Origin of the sequence: Rossellomorea aquimaris (assembly GCF_020171925.1) — a bacterium.
GTDB lineage: Bacteria > Bacillota > Bacilli > Bacillales > Bacillaceae_B > Rossellomorea > Rossellomorea aquimaris_F.
This window is the reverse complement of the sequence record NZ_JAIVAR010000003.1, coordinates 207693-222902: the sequence shown is the minus strand read 5'-3', so window position 1 is coordinate 222902 and position 15210 is coordinate 207693. Positions and strand designations below refer to the sequence as shown.

The 15210-nt window shown below is 44.9% G+C and carries 14 protein-coding genes; 8 read left to right on the top strand and 6 right to left on the bottom strand.

Features of this window, described 5'->3' with window-relative positions; genetic code table 11:
* Positions 1 to 53: 53 nt before the first annotated feature.
* The 3 genes from LCM10_RS12435 to LCM10_RS12425 all read right to left on the bottom strand — a co-directional run bounded on the left by LCM10_RS12435 (position 54) and on the right by LCM10_RS12425 (position 4062).
* A complete protein-coding gene (locus LCM10_RS12435; RefSeq protein WP_224876593.1) occupies positions 54 to 1823 on the bottom strand; it encodes a methyl-accepting chemotaxis protein in 1770 nt (589 codons plus the stop codon).
* Between the two features lie 301 nt (positions 1824 to 2124).
* Complete coding sequence (locus LCM10_RS12430; protein WP_318247497.1) at positions 2125 to 3225, bottom strand: MBL fold metallo-hydrolase; 1101 nt, start codon at positions 3223 to 3225, stop codon at positions 2125 to 2127.
* Between the two features lie 126 nt (positions 3226 to 3351).
* A complete protein-coding gene (locus LCM10_RS12425; protein WP_224876592.1) occupies positions 3352 to 4062 on the bottom strand; it encodes a DUF3784 domain-containing protein in 711 nt (236 codons plus the stop codon).
* A 629-nt stretch (positions 4063 to 4691) separates the two neighbouring features.
* Between LCM10_RS12425 and LCM10_RS12420 the strand changes: the two genes are divergently transcribed.
* From LCM10_RS12420 to LCM10_RS12410, 3 genes are all read left to right on the top strand, one after another.
* The gene (locus tag LCM10_RS12420; protein ID WP_224876591.1) at positions 4692 to 5147 is read left to right on the top strand and encodes a GNAT family N-acetyltransferase; all 456 of its coding nucleotides are present in this window, start codon (positions 4692 to 4694) and stop codon (positions 5145 to 5147) included.
* A gap of 92 nt (positions 5148 to 5239) precedes the next feature.
* Entirely contained in the window at positions 5240 to 6553 is a 1314-nt protein-coding gene (locus LCM10_RS12415) for a D-serine ammonia-lyase (RefSeq protein WP_224876590.1), read from the top strand.
* 454 nt (positions 6554 to 7007) lie between these two features.
* Positions 7008 to 8939, top strand: a complete 1932-nt coding sequence (locus LCM10_RS12410; protein WP_224876589.1) for an endonuclease MutS2 — start codon at positions 7008 to 7010, stop codon at positions 8937 to 8939.
* Between the two features lie 160 nt (positions 8940 to 9099).
* Here the strand turns inward: LCM10_RS12410 and LCM10_RS12405 are convergent, their stop codons facing one another.
* Entirely contained in the window at positions 9100 to 9438 is a 339-nt protein-coding gene (locus LCM10_RS12405; protein ID WP_224876588.1) for a lipoprotein, read from the bottom strand.
* Between the two features lie 288 nt (positions 9439 to 9726).
* Between LCM10_RS12405 and LCM10_RS12400 the strand changes: the two genes are divergently transcribed.
* Both LCM10_RS12400 and LCM10_RS12395 read left to right on the top strand, forming a co-directional pair.
* Entirely contained in the window at positions 9727 to 10497 is a 771-nt protein-coding gene (locus LCM10_RS12400; RefSeq protein WP_224876587.1) for a hypothetical protein, read from the top strand.
* A gap of 285 nt (positions 10498 to 10782) precedes the next feature.
* The gene (locus LCM10_RS12395) at positions 10783 to 10950 is read left to right on the top strand and encodes a hypothetical protein (RefSeq protein ID WP_224876586.1); all 168 of its coding nucleotides are present in this window, start codon (positions 10783 to 10785) and stop codon (positions 10948 to 10950) included.
* 132 nt (positions 10951 to 11082) lie between these two features.
* Here the strand turns inward: LCM10_RS12395 and LCM10_RS12390 are convergent, their stop codons facing one another.
* Positions 11083 to 11805 carry a 3-ketoacyl-ACP reductase gene (locus tag LCM10_RS12390; protein WP_224876585.1) on the bottom strand — a complete coding sequence of 241 codons (723 nt, stop codon included), beginning with the start codon at positions 11803 to 11805 and terminating at the stop codon, positions 11083 to 11085.
* 155 nt (positions 11806 to 11960) lie between these two features.
* Between LCM10_RS12390 and LCM10_RS12385 the strand changes: the two genes are divergently transcribed.
* Positions 11961 to 12287 (top strand): hypothetical protein, encoded by a 327-nt coding sequence (locus LCM10_RS12385; RefSeq protein WP_224876584.1) that lies wholly within the window; start codon positions 11961 to 11963, stop codon positions 12285 to 12287.
* A 275-nt stretch (positions 12288 to 12562) separates the two neighbouring features.
* Positions 12563 to 12937 carry a glyoxalase superfamily protein gene (locus tag LCM10_RS12380; protein ID WP_224876583.1) on the top strand — a complete coding sequence of 125 codons (375 nt, stop codon included), beginning with the start codon at positions 12563 to 12565 and terminating at the stop codon, positions 12935 to 12937.
* 58 nt (positions 12938 to 12995) lie between these two features.
* Here the strand turns inward: LCM10_RS12380 and LCM10_RS12375 are convergent, their stop codons facing one another.
* Positions 12996 to 13280 carry a hypothetical protein gene (locus tag LCM10_RS12375; protein WP_318247496.1) on the bottom strand — a complete coding sequence of 95 codons (285 nt, stop codon included), beginning with the start codon at positions 13278 to 13280 and terminating at the stop codon, positions 12996 to 12998.
* 694 nt (positions 13281 to 13974) lie between these two features.
* On the opposite strand from LCM10_RS12375, the gene LCM10_RS12370 reads away from it, so the two are divergent.
* Positions 13975 to 15210 carry a Zn-dependent hydrolase gene (locus tag LCM10_RS12370; protein WP_224876582.1) on the top strand — a complete coding sequence of 412 codons (1236 nt, stop codon included), beginning with the start codon at positions 13975 to 13977 and terminating at the stop codon, positions 15208 to 15210.

The following is a 15210-nucleotide window of genomic DNA, read 5'->3' as shown; positions in this document are numbered from 1 at the left end:
AACTTTTGTTACACTATAGTCACTTTCAATTGAATGACACTTTTACAAAGAGTCTATTCGTTCTCTTTTACCTTGAACTGCTTTATGATTTCTTGCAGAGCTTCACTTAATTCGTTGAGATTCTCTGCAGAGTAAGCGATGGTTCCCATAACACCCACCTGTTCTTCTACAGATGCCAAGACCTCCTCAGAAGAAGCGGCGGTTTCCTCGGAAACGGCTGAAACATTTTGAATTGAAGCAAGGATACCTTCACTTTGAGCCGTCACTGTGGAAATTTCGATGCCGAGCTTTTGAACAGCTTCCAATATCTGCGTCATCGAATCCGATATTTGATTAAATTGACTTTCTGTATCCGTGACTGCTCCATTCAACTTTACTGTTATCTCATTAGATTCAGCCATGGCCATCACCGTTGTTTCCGTTTCAGTCTCAATGGTATTGATCATCTTTTGAATTTCAGCAGTGGCATTGTTCGTTCCTTCAGCAAGTTTTCGGACCTCTTCAGCCACTACTGCAAACCCTTTGCCTGACTCTCCTGCCCTGGCTGCTTCAATACTAGCGTTCAATGCCAACAAATTCGTTTGTTGAGAGATGGCATCAATGGTTGTAACGATATTGGAAATATCTTTAATGCTGTTATAGAGCTTGGTGATGCCAAAACTGATTTTTTCAGATGCTTCCGCGGTTGCTTCATTCGATTCCTGCAGAAATAGAACCTTTTCTTTTCCGAGATTAATGGCTTCTGTTGATTGTCCTGTCAGTGTATGGATGATTTGGTTCTGGCTGTTCATTTTTTCTATCGCATTGTTAAGTTCTTCGGTCTTTTGGTTGGTGGACTCAATATCGGCAGCCTGTGTAACCGATCCTTGTGTAATCTCGTTCATCGCCCTGCCCATTTCTTCACTTGTCGCATTTGTTTCCTCGGTCAGAGCCGAAAGCTCCATTGCAGATTGAGATACCTTCGTACTGGTATTTTGTATGTTCGTTAATATACTTCTCAATTGCCCTGCCATCTTATTGAAAGCTTTACCTAATTGGCCGATTTCATCCTCTGATTCGGGCAGTTCGGGGACGTCCAAATTCCCCTCGGCAATCAGTTGGGAAGATATTGTGATTTGCCCCATCTGTTTTAGTTTTTTTCTGCTTGCAAGGTAAAACATCAACAAGCCAGAAATGGTGATAATGACGGATACTCCCAGTATTAAATACAATAATGTATTCAAAGAGTCATAGAATTCCTGTTCATATGCCCCTACTCCAATATTCCAATCCCATGGTTCATAGTAAGACATATAGACGATTTTGTTTCTTTCAGTCGTCTCACCGGCATTTTTCCAAGCATACTCATAGAAACGGTTTTCAACTTTTTCTTCTTTTGCAGCCTTTACGATATCCTGGACAACATATTGGCCGTTAGAGTTCTTTACGTCTTTTTTACTTTCGCCGATCGGGATGCTTGGATGAAGCTGAGCAATATGATTAGAATCATAGGCCATCAAATAGCCTTCGTTCTTATACACGAAAGAAGATTGAGAGAAGTCGTGAGTCGTTTGGCCATCTTTGTTTACACTAGGCCCGACCAGTATCTCCCTGGCTTCCTCCTGAGCTTCTGTCAGCGTCATGTTTCCTGCTTTCACCTGCTCATTTAAAAGGTCTAGGGTTGAAATCGAATTATTTACAATGTGCTGCAAATCTAGCTTACCGCTTTTAATGAGTTCATCCTTGGCAAAGTTATAGCTTAATAATCCAAGAGTGGTGGTGGCGATAAGTACTAGCGTCGTGATACTGAATAATAATTTTGTGGAAATCTTGTGGAATTTCATAAAGCTTCTCCTTATTTAAAAATTTTTTATGAGTGCATTTAATATATCGGCGGTAAAAGCGCTTTCTGAAGGGATGATTATAATTTGTGCAGAGTGTCGAATTTCTCTAGGGGACCAGGAGGCAAGCGGAGAATTGGGGAGTTCACTCTTTATTGTCTACTCCAATTGAAGTGATCGTGTATCACGATGTAGAGTGTACGCATTGGTATAACAACAAAAACAGCAGGTGTAATCCAATTGTGGATCGGCCTGCTGTTTCAATGTTGAATGTGATTTTTTCTTTTCTTAAGTGAAAAATTTATCAATCTACTTTAGGAATGCTCTCCCACCACTTCTGTTGGGGATGGGGTCCTTCATGAAGAAACACTGTTTCCCCGATCATCGGTGTGATGACTTTAATGCCTTCTCCTTTTCCGGCTTTCGTCACGCGTGCGATGGGATCGTTCCACTCATGAAAAGACAGGGTGAAAGCGCCCCAATGAATGGGGATTAAGAGATTGCCTCTAACATCCTGATGTGCTTGTACGGTTTCCTCGGGAAGCATATGGATGGAAGCCCACCTCGGATCGTATTGGCCACATTCCATCAACGTAAGGTGGAAGGGGCCGAAGCGTTCACCGATTTCTTTGAAGTGGGGGCCATATCCGCTGTCCCCGCTGAAGAAGATCGTGGCGTCTGTCCCCTTTATGACCCATGAGCACCATAGTGTACTGTTCCGGTCGTTCAAACTTCTACCCGAGAAATGCCTGGCGGGTGTGCAAGCAAAGGTAATGCCTTGGAAATCTGCGTCTTCCCACCAATCGAGTTCTGTGATCACATCGGGCTCAATTCCCCAGCGTTCAAGGTGACCTCCCACGCCTAGAGGAACAAAGAAGCGTTCGACCTTCCCTTTCAGTCTTTTGATGGTACCGTAATCAAGGTGGTCGTAATGATCGTGGGAGAAAAGTACAGCATCGATTACTGGCAGTTCCTCGAGCCTAAAGGGCAACTTCTTACTGTATCTCCTGTTTCCGAACCACGGGAAAGGAGAAGGGGCGTCGCCGAACATCGGATCAAGGAGCAGATGCTTCCCATCAATCTCAATCATTGAGGCAGAGTGACCAAACCATGTTATATTCGTTTTTTGTTGTGGCTGATGGGATACAGGAAATTCATTTATAGGCAGTGCGCTTTCCGGCTTGCGGTTTGCATCTTTCTTCAGCATATCCCGGAACATGGTACCGGCGGTTTTGAGATCAGTGCCCATAGGCGAAGGGATCTGATTCCTAAATGAACCGTCCACATGCTGGGGAGAACGGCTTACCCTATCACGTGAGGGCTTCTGCCCGAAAACTGGATAAAATCGCAATACCAAAAAAGCGACAAGAATCAATGCAGAAATAATGAATAGAACAGACATCATGATGGATGGCTCCTTTAAAAAAATCGATTACCTTAACTATCTCAAATAAACGACCCGGAGTCCAAATTTAAGAAGAAATGAAGGTACGTCCCTCAATGCGTTAACGCATCGAGGGACGTACCTTCGTCATTTCGAGAGTTCCTTATACCAGTTAAGTGTTTCTTCAGGGGAACTTCCGTTGAGGAATATGTGCTGGTCGTCTGTCTTGATATAAATATAGGGAGGTTCTTTCTTGATGAACAATAAGCTTCTTCCGTAACCTTCTACTTTGAACACGCCTTTTGCCTGTGTGGACAGCCCGAAACCATTTACTTTCCAGGTCACTTCCGGCATGCGATCCATCAGTTCCACCGACTCGATATCTTCTTTGTTCCATTCATCACCATACATACCCGTGATTTCAAAGGAGTCTTGTTTCACAACTAGTTCATTCTCTTGATAACCAAGAATGGTGAGCGTTGTAATAAGTACCATGACGACAGCGGTGGAGATTGACGTAATCCAGTAACTTCGTTTGCGCTTGCTTTCCACTTCATATCGGGACAAATAAATCATTCCGCCCATCAGAAAGACGAGCATGAATCCGAATTGCACTTCCATGGCGTATGTGAAGGAAGTGAAGACGAGTGGAAGGAGCAGGAGCATTCCCGCAGCAGTGAAGATGAGTAGCCAGCCCATTTTCCGGGGATAGCCATTCTTGATTAATTCTTCTTTCTCGTCCTCAGAGCGCGCGATATAACCTGAAATCAATCCGTATGCCTTTTTAGCCGTGATTGCCCAACCGAGCAGAAAGAATAATGCGATCACGGATAGTTGGATGATGATAAGGATGGTCATATGATTCCCTCCTGACAAAATGTCTATTGTAAGTATACGGAAGAGGTTGATGAAAGGTTTCAACGGATGGGGCATGTCTTGGATAACTCATATCAGGTTAAAGGTACGTCCCTCGTTACATTAGCGTGATGAAGTATAAAGGGTACTGAAAAATGTGGTAATTAATTCCTTTTGGTGTATAATTACACTAAAAGGGGTGTGGTGAGTTTGCGTAGGTTTTTAACTTTTATCGGATCCATGACGGTTATCTTCAGTACTCTGTGGTTTCAACCTTTCTTAAGTCAAGTGATTCAATGGAATTCCATCATTCTTTCAGCTGCAGTATCGTTAATCGTAAATTTCATGATTATCAACTTTCTTGAGAGGAGAGGAGATTTTTATCGCTTTTCACTATATTCAATATCACTTGAAAACTTTCTGTTTGCCTTCATTCTTGGTACCTGCATCATCATGATTAGTGGAAAAGAATATGTTGTTGATTCCTTCGATGTAGTCTCTCCCTACATCACGCTCCTTGTCATGTCTCTCGTGCATGGGATCATGATGTTTCTCATGATAAAGGGAAATCGCAAGCTTGTGTAGAATTGTACATTCACAATCAATCAGTTGGCAATGAAGGGGACGTAGGTGTGGAAATCAAACAAGATGACTTATCAGGAAAAGAAATAAAAGAGTTGATCCTAGATCATCTCGGCAACATGGCGATCCACTCTCCACCAGAGAGTAGGCACGCCCTTAACCTTGACGGATTGAAACAGCCTGGCATCACGGTTTGGAGTGCTTGGGAAAATGGAGGACTGGTCGGGTGTGGGGCACTTAAGGAGCTTGATTCAAAGCACGGGGAAATCAAATCGATGAAAACAGCTCCTCATCATCTAAGGAAAGGGGTATCGAAGGCCATCCTGCTCCATATCATAGAAGCGGCGAAACAGCGCGGATATGAAAGATTGAGCCTCGAGACAGGATCGATGACGGCATTCGTACCAGCCAGGAAATTGTATGAAAGCTTCGGATTTTCCTATTGTGCCCCGTTTGCAGGATACAAAGAAGATCCCAACAGCATGTTCATGACGAAACGATTATAGAAAGAACAGGAGGCGAAGGTACGTCCCTCGATGCAGTAACTCATTACCGTACCGAGGGACGTACCTTCAATCAGGAAGGAGGAGGGATTTAGGTGGAGAATAAATACCAGCTGGAGCCGGCGTTGTTATCTGATTTGCAAGGGAGAAGGGAGACGCTTTGGACGAATGACAGGCTGCAATCTTTTCGTTCATCCGCATATACGGATAGCAAGGATATCGAGGATGCAGAACAACGTCTATTGCGTTTTGCCCCTTTTCTACAAAAAGTGTTCCCTGAAACGCGTGCGACGTATGGGATCATTGAATCACCGCTGAAACCACTGCCTGCCATGCAAAGCGCCCTCCAAGATCATTTTGGAGGAACCATCCCGGGCAGGTTGATGCTCAAATGCGACAACGAACTTCCAATTGCGGGATCGATTAAAGCGCGCGGCGGGATTTACGAAGTGCTGAAGCTTGCAGAGACACTGGCGTTGAAGCATGGATCGATCAAGACAACAGATGACTATTCCGTCTTCGCGACCCATTCATTCACGCACTTTTTCTCTCAGTTCTCCATATCGGTCGGCTCAACCGGGAACCTGGCTTTGAGTATCGGTACGATGGGGGCGGCACTTGGATTCAGAGTGACGGTGCATATGTCACGTGACGCTAAACAATGGAAGAAGGATCTACTAAAAGAAAAGGGTGTACGTGTCGTCGAACACGAGAATGACTTCTCGCACGCAGTTGAGGAGGGAAGAAAGCAATGCAAGTCAGATCCCAACTGCTTCTTCATCGATGATGAAAATTCCAAGGATTTATTCATGGGCTATGCTGTGGCAGCATTTAGGCTCAAGGAACAATTGAACGAAGAGGGAATACGCGTCGATCGTGACCACCCCCTGATTGTGTATCTACCGTGTGGTGTGGGCGGAGGTCCGGGCGGTGTGACATATGGATTGAAACATGTATTCGGAAAAGATGTCCACTGCTATTTTGCAGAGCCCGTAGAGTCCCCGTGCATGCTTCTCGGTCTTTCAACAGGAAAACATGAAAAGGTTTCCGTCAAAGACATCGGACTACGTAACATGACGGAAGCGGATGGGCTTGCGGTCGGCAGGCCGTCGGCACTTGCTGGGAGGATGGTAGAAGGTCTGGTGAACGGAGTGTACACGGTCAGTGATGATCATCTATATAGGATGCTGACCCTGTTATATGATTCCGAAACCATCTCACTGGAACCATCGGCACTTGCAGGTATGATCGGTCCGGCCATGCCCGGGATACGTCGGCACCTTGCTCCCCTTGTGGGCGGAGCGGATCAATTGGATCATGCCACCCACCTGGTATGGGCGACGGGCGGGAGCCTGGTACCCCGTTCCATCATGACCGGTTACATTGCAAAGGGCAGGAGCATCCTCTAGTCCCTTGAAGGTACGTCCCTCATTGCGGTAACACGTTAACGCATCGAGGGACGTACCTTCAAGTTGTTGACATTTCCTTTTTCACCGCATAGAATGAACGTGTGAATAAAATTTTTTGTATAGTAAAGGGAGTATGTTATATGTTAGGTGTCGTTCTTAACTAACCGTGAAATGAATACGGACATTTTGCCGGTCGTTCCTCTTTTTTGAAAAGGGCGGATGGTATGCTTATTTAGCTGTGCCTGCAAAATGTAGTTAAGAACAATGGTCATAGCCTATACATCCCCTTATTGAGGAGAGCTGTGTCTTTTGTGCACAGCTCTTTTTGTGTACAAAAAAAGCTCCTGCACTCATGCTGCAGCTAGCCCTGAGGGACCCTTGTATACAATTCGTGAAGACCACAATGGACATTGTTCTGTTGTGGTCTATTTTTTATTTATTGGAGGAGAACACATTGAACGAAAAAACATTTCTAACATTGGAATTTCACAAGGTGAAAGAAGAAGTGATGAACTATGCACTCACTGAAGAAGGAAAAACGGAGCTATTGAACATGAAGCCATCCATCAACAAACGTCAAATTGAAATGCGCCTGGACGAAGTGACGGAAGCCGTCCAAATTCTTGAAAAGAGTGCGAGTGTACCGATCCATGGGATGGACGGTGTCGAAAAAATCGTGTCGGGCATGAACAAAGGGGTTCCTTTGAGACCGAATCAGCTGAGCAGCCTGTATTATTTTCTCGATGCCTGCAAGAAGCTTAAGAAATATATGGCTGACAAGCAATACTTAGCACCAAGGGTCTCTGCTTATGTCCATTCGATCGAAGAGATCCCGGAAGTGGCAGACGAGATCAACCGCTGCATTCGTAATGGCCAAGTGGACGATTACGCGAGCAAAGAACTTCTTCGGATCCGGAAGCAAGTGAGCATCCAGGAAGATCGGTTGAAGGATAAAATCCAATCAATTGTCAAATCGGCTAAATATAAATCATTTCTGCAGGAAGCCATCGTCAGTCAACGAAATGGCCGTTATGTACTCCCGTTTAAAAAAGAATACCGTGGGAAAGTAAAAGGCGCGGTGCTCGATTCTTCCGCATCCGGTTCCACGCTATATATCGAACCGGACGAACTGAGTGTTCAGCAGGATCAACTCCTGATGGTCAAAATGCAGGAGGAGCAGGAGATCGAAAACATTTTGTGGGCACTGACAGGTATGGTGCAAACCTATGAGCCTCAGCTGAAACTGGCCATCGAAACGATGGTCCACTACGACGTCTTGTTCGCAAAAGCAAAATACAGCCGTGCGATTGATGGAGTGAGTGCAAAGGTGAATGAGAGCCACATCATCCACCTGAAAAATGCAGTCCACCCGCTTTTAGGCAAGAATGCCGTACCGCTGACAATTAGCATGGGGGATACGTTCCACGCATTGGTCATCACCGGTCCCAACACGGGCGGGAAGACCGTTACGATCAAGACCGTTGGGCTCTTGACCGTCATGACTCAGTGTGGGCTTCATATCCCGGCTGAAGCTGGAAGCGAAATCAGCATCTTCGATCAAATCTTATTGGATATCGGGGACGGGCAGAGCCTGGAGCAGAACCTGAGCACGTTCAGTTCCCATATTAAAAACATCATTGATATTTTGAAAGAGACCAATGATCGGACCCTGGTGCTTCTCGATGAGCTCGGTTCAGGGACAGATCCCATGGAAGGGATGGGGCTAGCAACAGCCATCCTCGATCAACTTTATGAAAAAGGTGCGACTCTGCTTGCCACGACCCACTATAGTGAAATAAAGCACTTTGCAGAAAAGCATGAGGGGTTCATGAACGGGAGCATGGAATTCAATATTGAAACGCTTCAGCCTACCTACCGCCTGATCGTCGGTGAGGGCGGGGAAAGTCAGGCATTCTCGATCGCATTGAAGCTCGGAATGCATCCGGCCTTGATTGAAAAAGCGCATGAAATTACGTATCGGGAATCAAAAACGTATCAATCCGATGAACAAGACTACCATGCAAAAAAAGAAATGGAAAAGCAAATCATCGTCAACAAATACAAAAGAAGGGATCATTCCAAAAAAGTGAAACCTAACAACTCAGCACCTGCATTCATAAAAGGGGATAACGTCAAAGTCTCCCCTTCAGGTGAATTCGGTATCGTCTATAAAGGTCCTGATGAGATGGGACGTTACACCGTGCAAATCAAAGAAGAAAAACAGCTGATTCCACATAAACGCATGTCCCTCTATATTTCAGCGGCAGAATTATACCCGGATGACTATGACTTTGACATCATCTTTGAAACGAAAGAAAACAGAAAGAAAGATAAGGTGATGGGGAAACACCACATCGAAGGATTATCAATCGACCGGGAATCATAAAACAATTTTGAAGGTACGTCCCTCACCGAGTTAACGCGTTGTCGTGGTGAGGGACGTACCTTCTTTAGAATCTTTCTGCTGTTCTTTCTTACTCTTTGAGGTCCTTGGTTACTTTATAAAATATTTCTACCTCGAGTGAAAACGTTTCATTTACAGGTTCTCAGTGTTCGGCGATCAATTGAAATAAAACATATCGATCATCATTTGTTTTCGCAACGAGATAATCAGTTTCACCTTTCACGCTGTAGATGGTGGAACCTGATTCCAAGGTGTTGGAAGAGTGATTTTCGACAGGGTGATACTTACTGTCAATGCGTTTCTTTATTTGTCCAAGTTCTGTCCCAAGAGTCACTTTCTTACTTACATTCATTTGTAGATATCCCTTTCCGTCTACTACCATCATCGGGCCATCACCGCACAGTTCATACCCGGTTTCTTTCCCGTTTTGACAGGCACTTAATAATAGTATGAGAGTAATCAATAATACTAACTTTTTCATTCATAACCTCCTAAGAAAGTGTATAGTACAAGGATATTCACGCTTGTCTGCTTACATGCACTAATTGTGGGATCTGAATTGAAGGTACGTCCCTCTGTGGTTTAACGCGTTAAACCACAGAGGGACGTACCTTCGAAAAGTATTGATGAAATTTACTATTATTGTAATAATTGGAATATGCATCAACGGCGTTAGCCAAAGTAATCATTCTCGTGACTATATTAGCAAATCGTCACGATTTGTATTAATAATGGCAATCATCTAATGAGAATCAGGGAGAGTGAAGACTTGTATACTCCTAAAGAAAGAGAACATTATTTTAAAAGAGTGGTTGATCAATTGGCCACTTCGGATCTTGTTGAAGGCATCGTCCAATTAGGTTCCGGTGTGGCTGGATATAAGGATCGGCATTCCGATATCGACTTAATGGTGGCCGCTCCGACCATCGAAGCCGTGGAAGATGCACGGGAGTTTGTTCGGTCATGTTTTTCGGAACTAGATCCTGTTTATATCAAACTCTTAAAGCTGAGTGAGCATGTCTATCTTTTGATCGCGTTTATGCAAAATGGACTGGAGTTCAATGTATCCATCGTTCCTTGTGAAGCGCTGAAAGTAAAGTCGCCCCTATGGAAAGTGATCTTTGATCGAACAGCCAGAGTGACTGAGGTGATGATGGAGAAGCAGGAACAATTCGAGCGGGACAGCTATGAAGTCAGTGAAGACATCCCTTTTGAATTTCTCTACAGCATGAGGAAGTTCCAGACGGAAGTGAAGCGAGGGAATTTCATTTATGCCCTGAAAATGCTTGAAGCGATGAGGGACTGCACCCTTCAACTGCAGGCTCATTCTGAAAATAAGAAGCTTCATCAGTTCAAAGCGTATGAAACATTGAAACCAGAGTTCATAAAAGAATATCTTTCCACCTATCCGGATGAAATCACAGGTCAGAAACTAACAGAAGCAGCCTACCGGCTCAAAGGACTATTCTTTAAGACGGTAAGTCGCAGCGAAAGCTGTCATGTGGATGAGAAGCTTCATGGCATCTGCATCACCGAATAGGAACTAAATAGTAGAAGGTACGTCCCTCATTGGTTTAACGCGTTAAACCGATGAGGGACGTACCTTCGTTAAGAGTGAGGTTAAGAAAAAGGTACAGCTTACAGCTTTATGTGCGTTTGCTGGAGGAGCTGTTGGCTGGACGGCGAATACTTCGATGGTGATGCTTACTGCCTTTGGCACTGATACGTACAGTTTTTATGCAATATCAATTATGGTAGGGGATATTATGGGATATTTCCCATAAGTTAAACGGTGAATGAACCGTCATTTTTCTATGAAAAGTAGGTGGGAAACCTGAAATCCAAATTCCTATCCGTTACCGGGGTAATCATGGGGATCGCTGCGTTGATCAGCCTGGTGTCTGAAGATGAGAAGATTGCTTCGATATCGTTCGCGATTGCGTTTTTCACCATGTCTGCCTATGCCATTGGATGTTGGATCGAAGAAGAATAGAAGACGTGCAATGATTTCAAGCGTCCCTAAGTATAAGCTGTTCATTCTTACACGGTCACTCGTTTGTGGCAGCATAGAAAAACGACTCACCCTTATACTGGAGCAAGTCGTTTTTTAAAAGATCAATAAAAATTAAAATGGATTCGTTGCCCACTGAAGTGATTGTTTGATGAAGATGCGCGGGTGCAATTTCAGCTGGGAAACGATATGCTCGGCTATGTCCTCCGGCTGCATGTATTTTTCTTTGTCGGCTTCTTCAAGCTGATCACCGAAAGTCAAATCGGTCGCGACCAGACTTGGATTCAGGGTCATCACCCTGATATTATGCTTTCTGACTTCCTGCATCAACGCCTCCGTCATCCCCTGCACGGCAAATTTGGATCCACTATATGCAGTGCTCTTCGCTGTACCCTTCAATCCGCTGCTTGAGGAGATATTGATGATGTCACCCCGGTTTTTCTCTATGAGCTGGGGCAGGACTGCTCGGGTGACGTGATACGTCCCGAATACATTCACTTCGAACGTCTTCTTCCAGTCAGCCGGATCGATTTCGAGGAAATTTCCGTACATACCGATTCCGGCGTTATTGATTAAAATATCTGCAGGGCCAAGCTCGTCCTGAAGCGTCTCCACAGCCTTGTCCACTTGTGCCATATCTGCTATGTCCGCTGTAGCGGCTACGGCTTTCACACCGAGGGTCCGTGCTTCTTCTGCCACCTCTTCCAACGCGCTTTCAGTCCGGGCAATCAATCCGACGTGAACTCCTTCACGTGCTAGCTCCAGTGCCGTCGCTTTCCCGATTCCGCGCCAGGCTCCCGTGATATAAGCAATCTTTCCACTAATGTTCTGCGCCATGTTTCAACACCCTTTCCAATTTATTTTCCTAACGCAAGTGTAAAGGGACCGGGAAAGAGAGGCAAATGATAAGGGTTTAGAGCGTACCGCCAAGGACTCTTTACTGCTTTCGCGTTCCTCCCAGAAGGAGGGGGATCCAATCTTTTCCTGAAAAATTGAATATTGTCCCTTCACCGTACATACGTATTAGAGAATACATCAAGGAGGGGATTGCTATCTCAGATCAAAAGAAAAGGGAAAACGTCATCAAGAACACGAGCAGCCAAGCGAATGACCTTGTTCACAAAGCTGTCGACAGTACCAATGACATTGTGAAAACCGTCTCGGGAAAGGGCGGTTTGGTAGGGAAAGCGACGGATGCGGCATCCGATGTCATCAAGAATGTCTCGAGCACCGGAAATGACGTTGTAGGTAAAACGGTCGACACTTCATCGAAAGTATTGAAGAACACAGCCAAGGCGGTGTTTAAACATAAAAAATAGATCTAGGCCCTCACTGCAGCTCGAATGTGGTGAGGTTTTTTTGTTGAAAGGACAAAGGACTCTGTTAAACACCGATGCCCGATTCCGTGAAAGACTACTTCCTCGGGGATTCTTCATGTCGGAAGAGAGATTTCGAAACAATTACTATTCTATTCGATTCACCTTGTTCATTCTATAAACGAAAATAACAGATTTATAAACTGCCTAGTTGGAGGAATTTCATGGTTTATGGAGAAAGTGATGATAGAAGAATCAATTATAAAGGAGGGGCATAATTGAACGAGAATATCCATTTTAATAAAACGATCCCTATCTTGAGAATATTCGATGTTGAAAAGGCAAAAGAATTTTACATAAAAATCATGGAATTCGATTTGGATTGGGAGCATGCATTTGAAGAATCACTTCCTCTTTACATGCAGGTGTCTAAAGGAAACTGTATGCTGCACCTGTCAGAACACCATGGGGATTCCAGCCCAGGTGCTGCCGTCCGAATCGAGGTGGATGGGATCGACCGCTTTCTTACCAGCATCACAAATAAGAATTACCGGTTTGCAAAACCGCACATAGAACATACCCCTTGGCAAACAAAAGAGTTTCAAATGATCGACCCGTTCGGGAATAAGATTATATTCTATCAAGGATGCTGACATTACGAAAGAAAAGCCCCTGTCTCTAAACGTAAGAGTGGGGGCTTATCGGGTTTCATTAATATTGTGGATAAGGTGAGTAAGGTGGTGAATAAGGATAAGGGTACGGGTAGGGATATGGAGCTGGTACAGGGTAGGGGCCAGGTGATGCAGCAGCACCGAGGGCAAGACCCGTCACAGTCCCTGCAGCGAAACCAGGGTATCCCCAACCGTGATATCCCCAGTTTCCTCCTTGATTCCAGTTCCCGCCGTGTCCCCAAGAGGCGTGCCCATGCCCATTTCCCCAACTTGCATGGCCTCCACCGCCATGTGGCCTGTAATTATTGTATGGTTGATTCATCATGATCACCTTTCTTTAAAAAGAAGAGTTGCTACATCATATGTGGCTTTTTTTGAAAAGGAATCAAAACCTTATCGATAACAATGCAACCCATGAACTCTTTGGGGTTTTATATTGCGAGAAAGAGTTACAAAAAATAAAAGGTCATGTCTGATCGAGAAGGTATCATCATTCTTATTTTATCAGTTTGATTAGTCGTCACCACTGTTTGGGAACGAGAGGATTCTGCCAATAATGAAGGTGAATGGGCTTTGCTGAAGATGAGGTAAGCAGATGCATATGTTCATTTGTCACAGTGATACTTTCCGTCCAGCACGCCCAACACCATCTAGGTCGGATTACTTATATAGAATCTGATATGTAACGAGTACCCGTGCTCAAATAACCCCCACATTTCCCTTTCCGTTAGACCCGCCCATGGATGTAGGACTATGCCCTTTGTTCCATTTTAAGCCAAACGGCAGGACTCTACCCTACTTCTATAGAACCTAACAAGACAAAGGAAGGAGAGTTCAGTCTTTTATTTTCCGAATATTCATTCTTTTTTACATCATGTAAGGGTTGCTCACGCATTTATAGACAAAGTGTCTAATGAATCATACGCTGTTTCAACATACACTTATCTATAAGTCTATAAAAATAGGGCGGTAAGCCGAAGCGCATGCTGTCCAGTTCGATTAAGGAGGTTGCATAATCGATGTTAATCAATGGAGATCGTTTGAAGCGCCATTTGGAGGAACTCGCAGAAATAGGGAAAATCGGGGAAACCGGTGTATGCCGCCTTGCTCATTCCAAAGAAGATCGTCAGGCAGTAGAAGTGGTAAAAGGGTGGATGGAAGAAGCAGGTTTGACAGCTAAGATAGATGGATTCGGTAACTTGATTGGAAGGGTGGAAGGGACAGAACCGGATAAGCCGATCCTCGTACTCGGTTCCCATATTGATTCCCAGCCATACGGGGGACGGTTCGACGGGACCGCAGGGGCACTGGGGGCAATCGAAGTTGTCCACAGCATGAGGGAAAATGGAATCACCCCAGCACGTTCAATCGAAGTAATCTGCTTTTCTGACGAAGAGGGAAGCCGTTTCAATAAAGGGATTTTCGGAGTCCGCGGCTTGGCAGGCATGCTTGAGGAAGGCGAACTTGAACGGAAGGACAAACAAGGGATCACGAGACGGGAAGCGCTGAAGGAATTCGGTGTCGAGCCTGATCTTTCAGGAAGTCCGGCCTATCAAAAAGGGGATATTGAAGCATTCCTCGAACTTCACATCGAACAAGGTCCGGTACTTGAACAGAAGAACAGACCTGTCGGGATCGTATCTGGGATTTCAGGTCCGATCTGGTTGACCGTCACACTTGAAGGATTTGCCGGTCATGCAGGATCGGTTCCGATGCCGATGAGACAGGATGCCCTTGTGGGTGCTTCTGAAATCATCAGGAAATTCGATGAACTTGTCAAAACGGAAGGATCGGAAACAACGGTGGGGACCGTGGGCAGCATGCAGGTATTCCCTAACTCCAGGAATATCATTGCGGAGAAGGTGGAGTTCACCGTCGATCTTCGCGATATCGATCTTGAGGCCCGCACGAAGCTTGAGGAAAAACTATATAAGATCATTGAAGAAACATCCGCGAGCTTCGATCTTAAATCCGAGATTAAAGAAGATACCCGGAGTGAACCGAGATATTGTGCCGATTGGATCAAGGATATCATGAAAGAGGAAGAAGAAAAGCTTGGTCTCGATGCCCCAACTTTGATGAGCGGTCCGTTCCATGATGCTTTGATCATGTCCTATATTTGTGATTACGGGATGATTTTTGTTCGTTGTGAAAAAGGGATCAGTCATAATCCGCTCGAATTCGCAGAGATGGAAGACATTGAAAAGGGAGTAGGGCTGCTGTATGCGACAGCTGTCCGGATCAGTCAGTCTTAG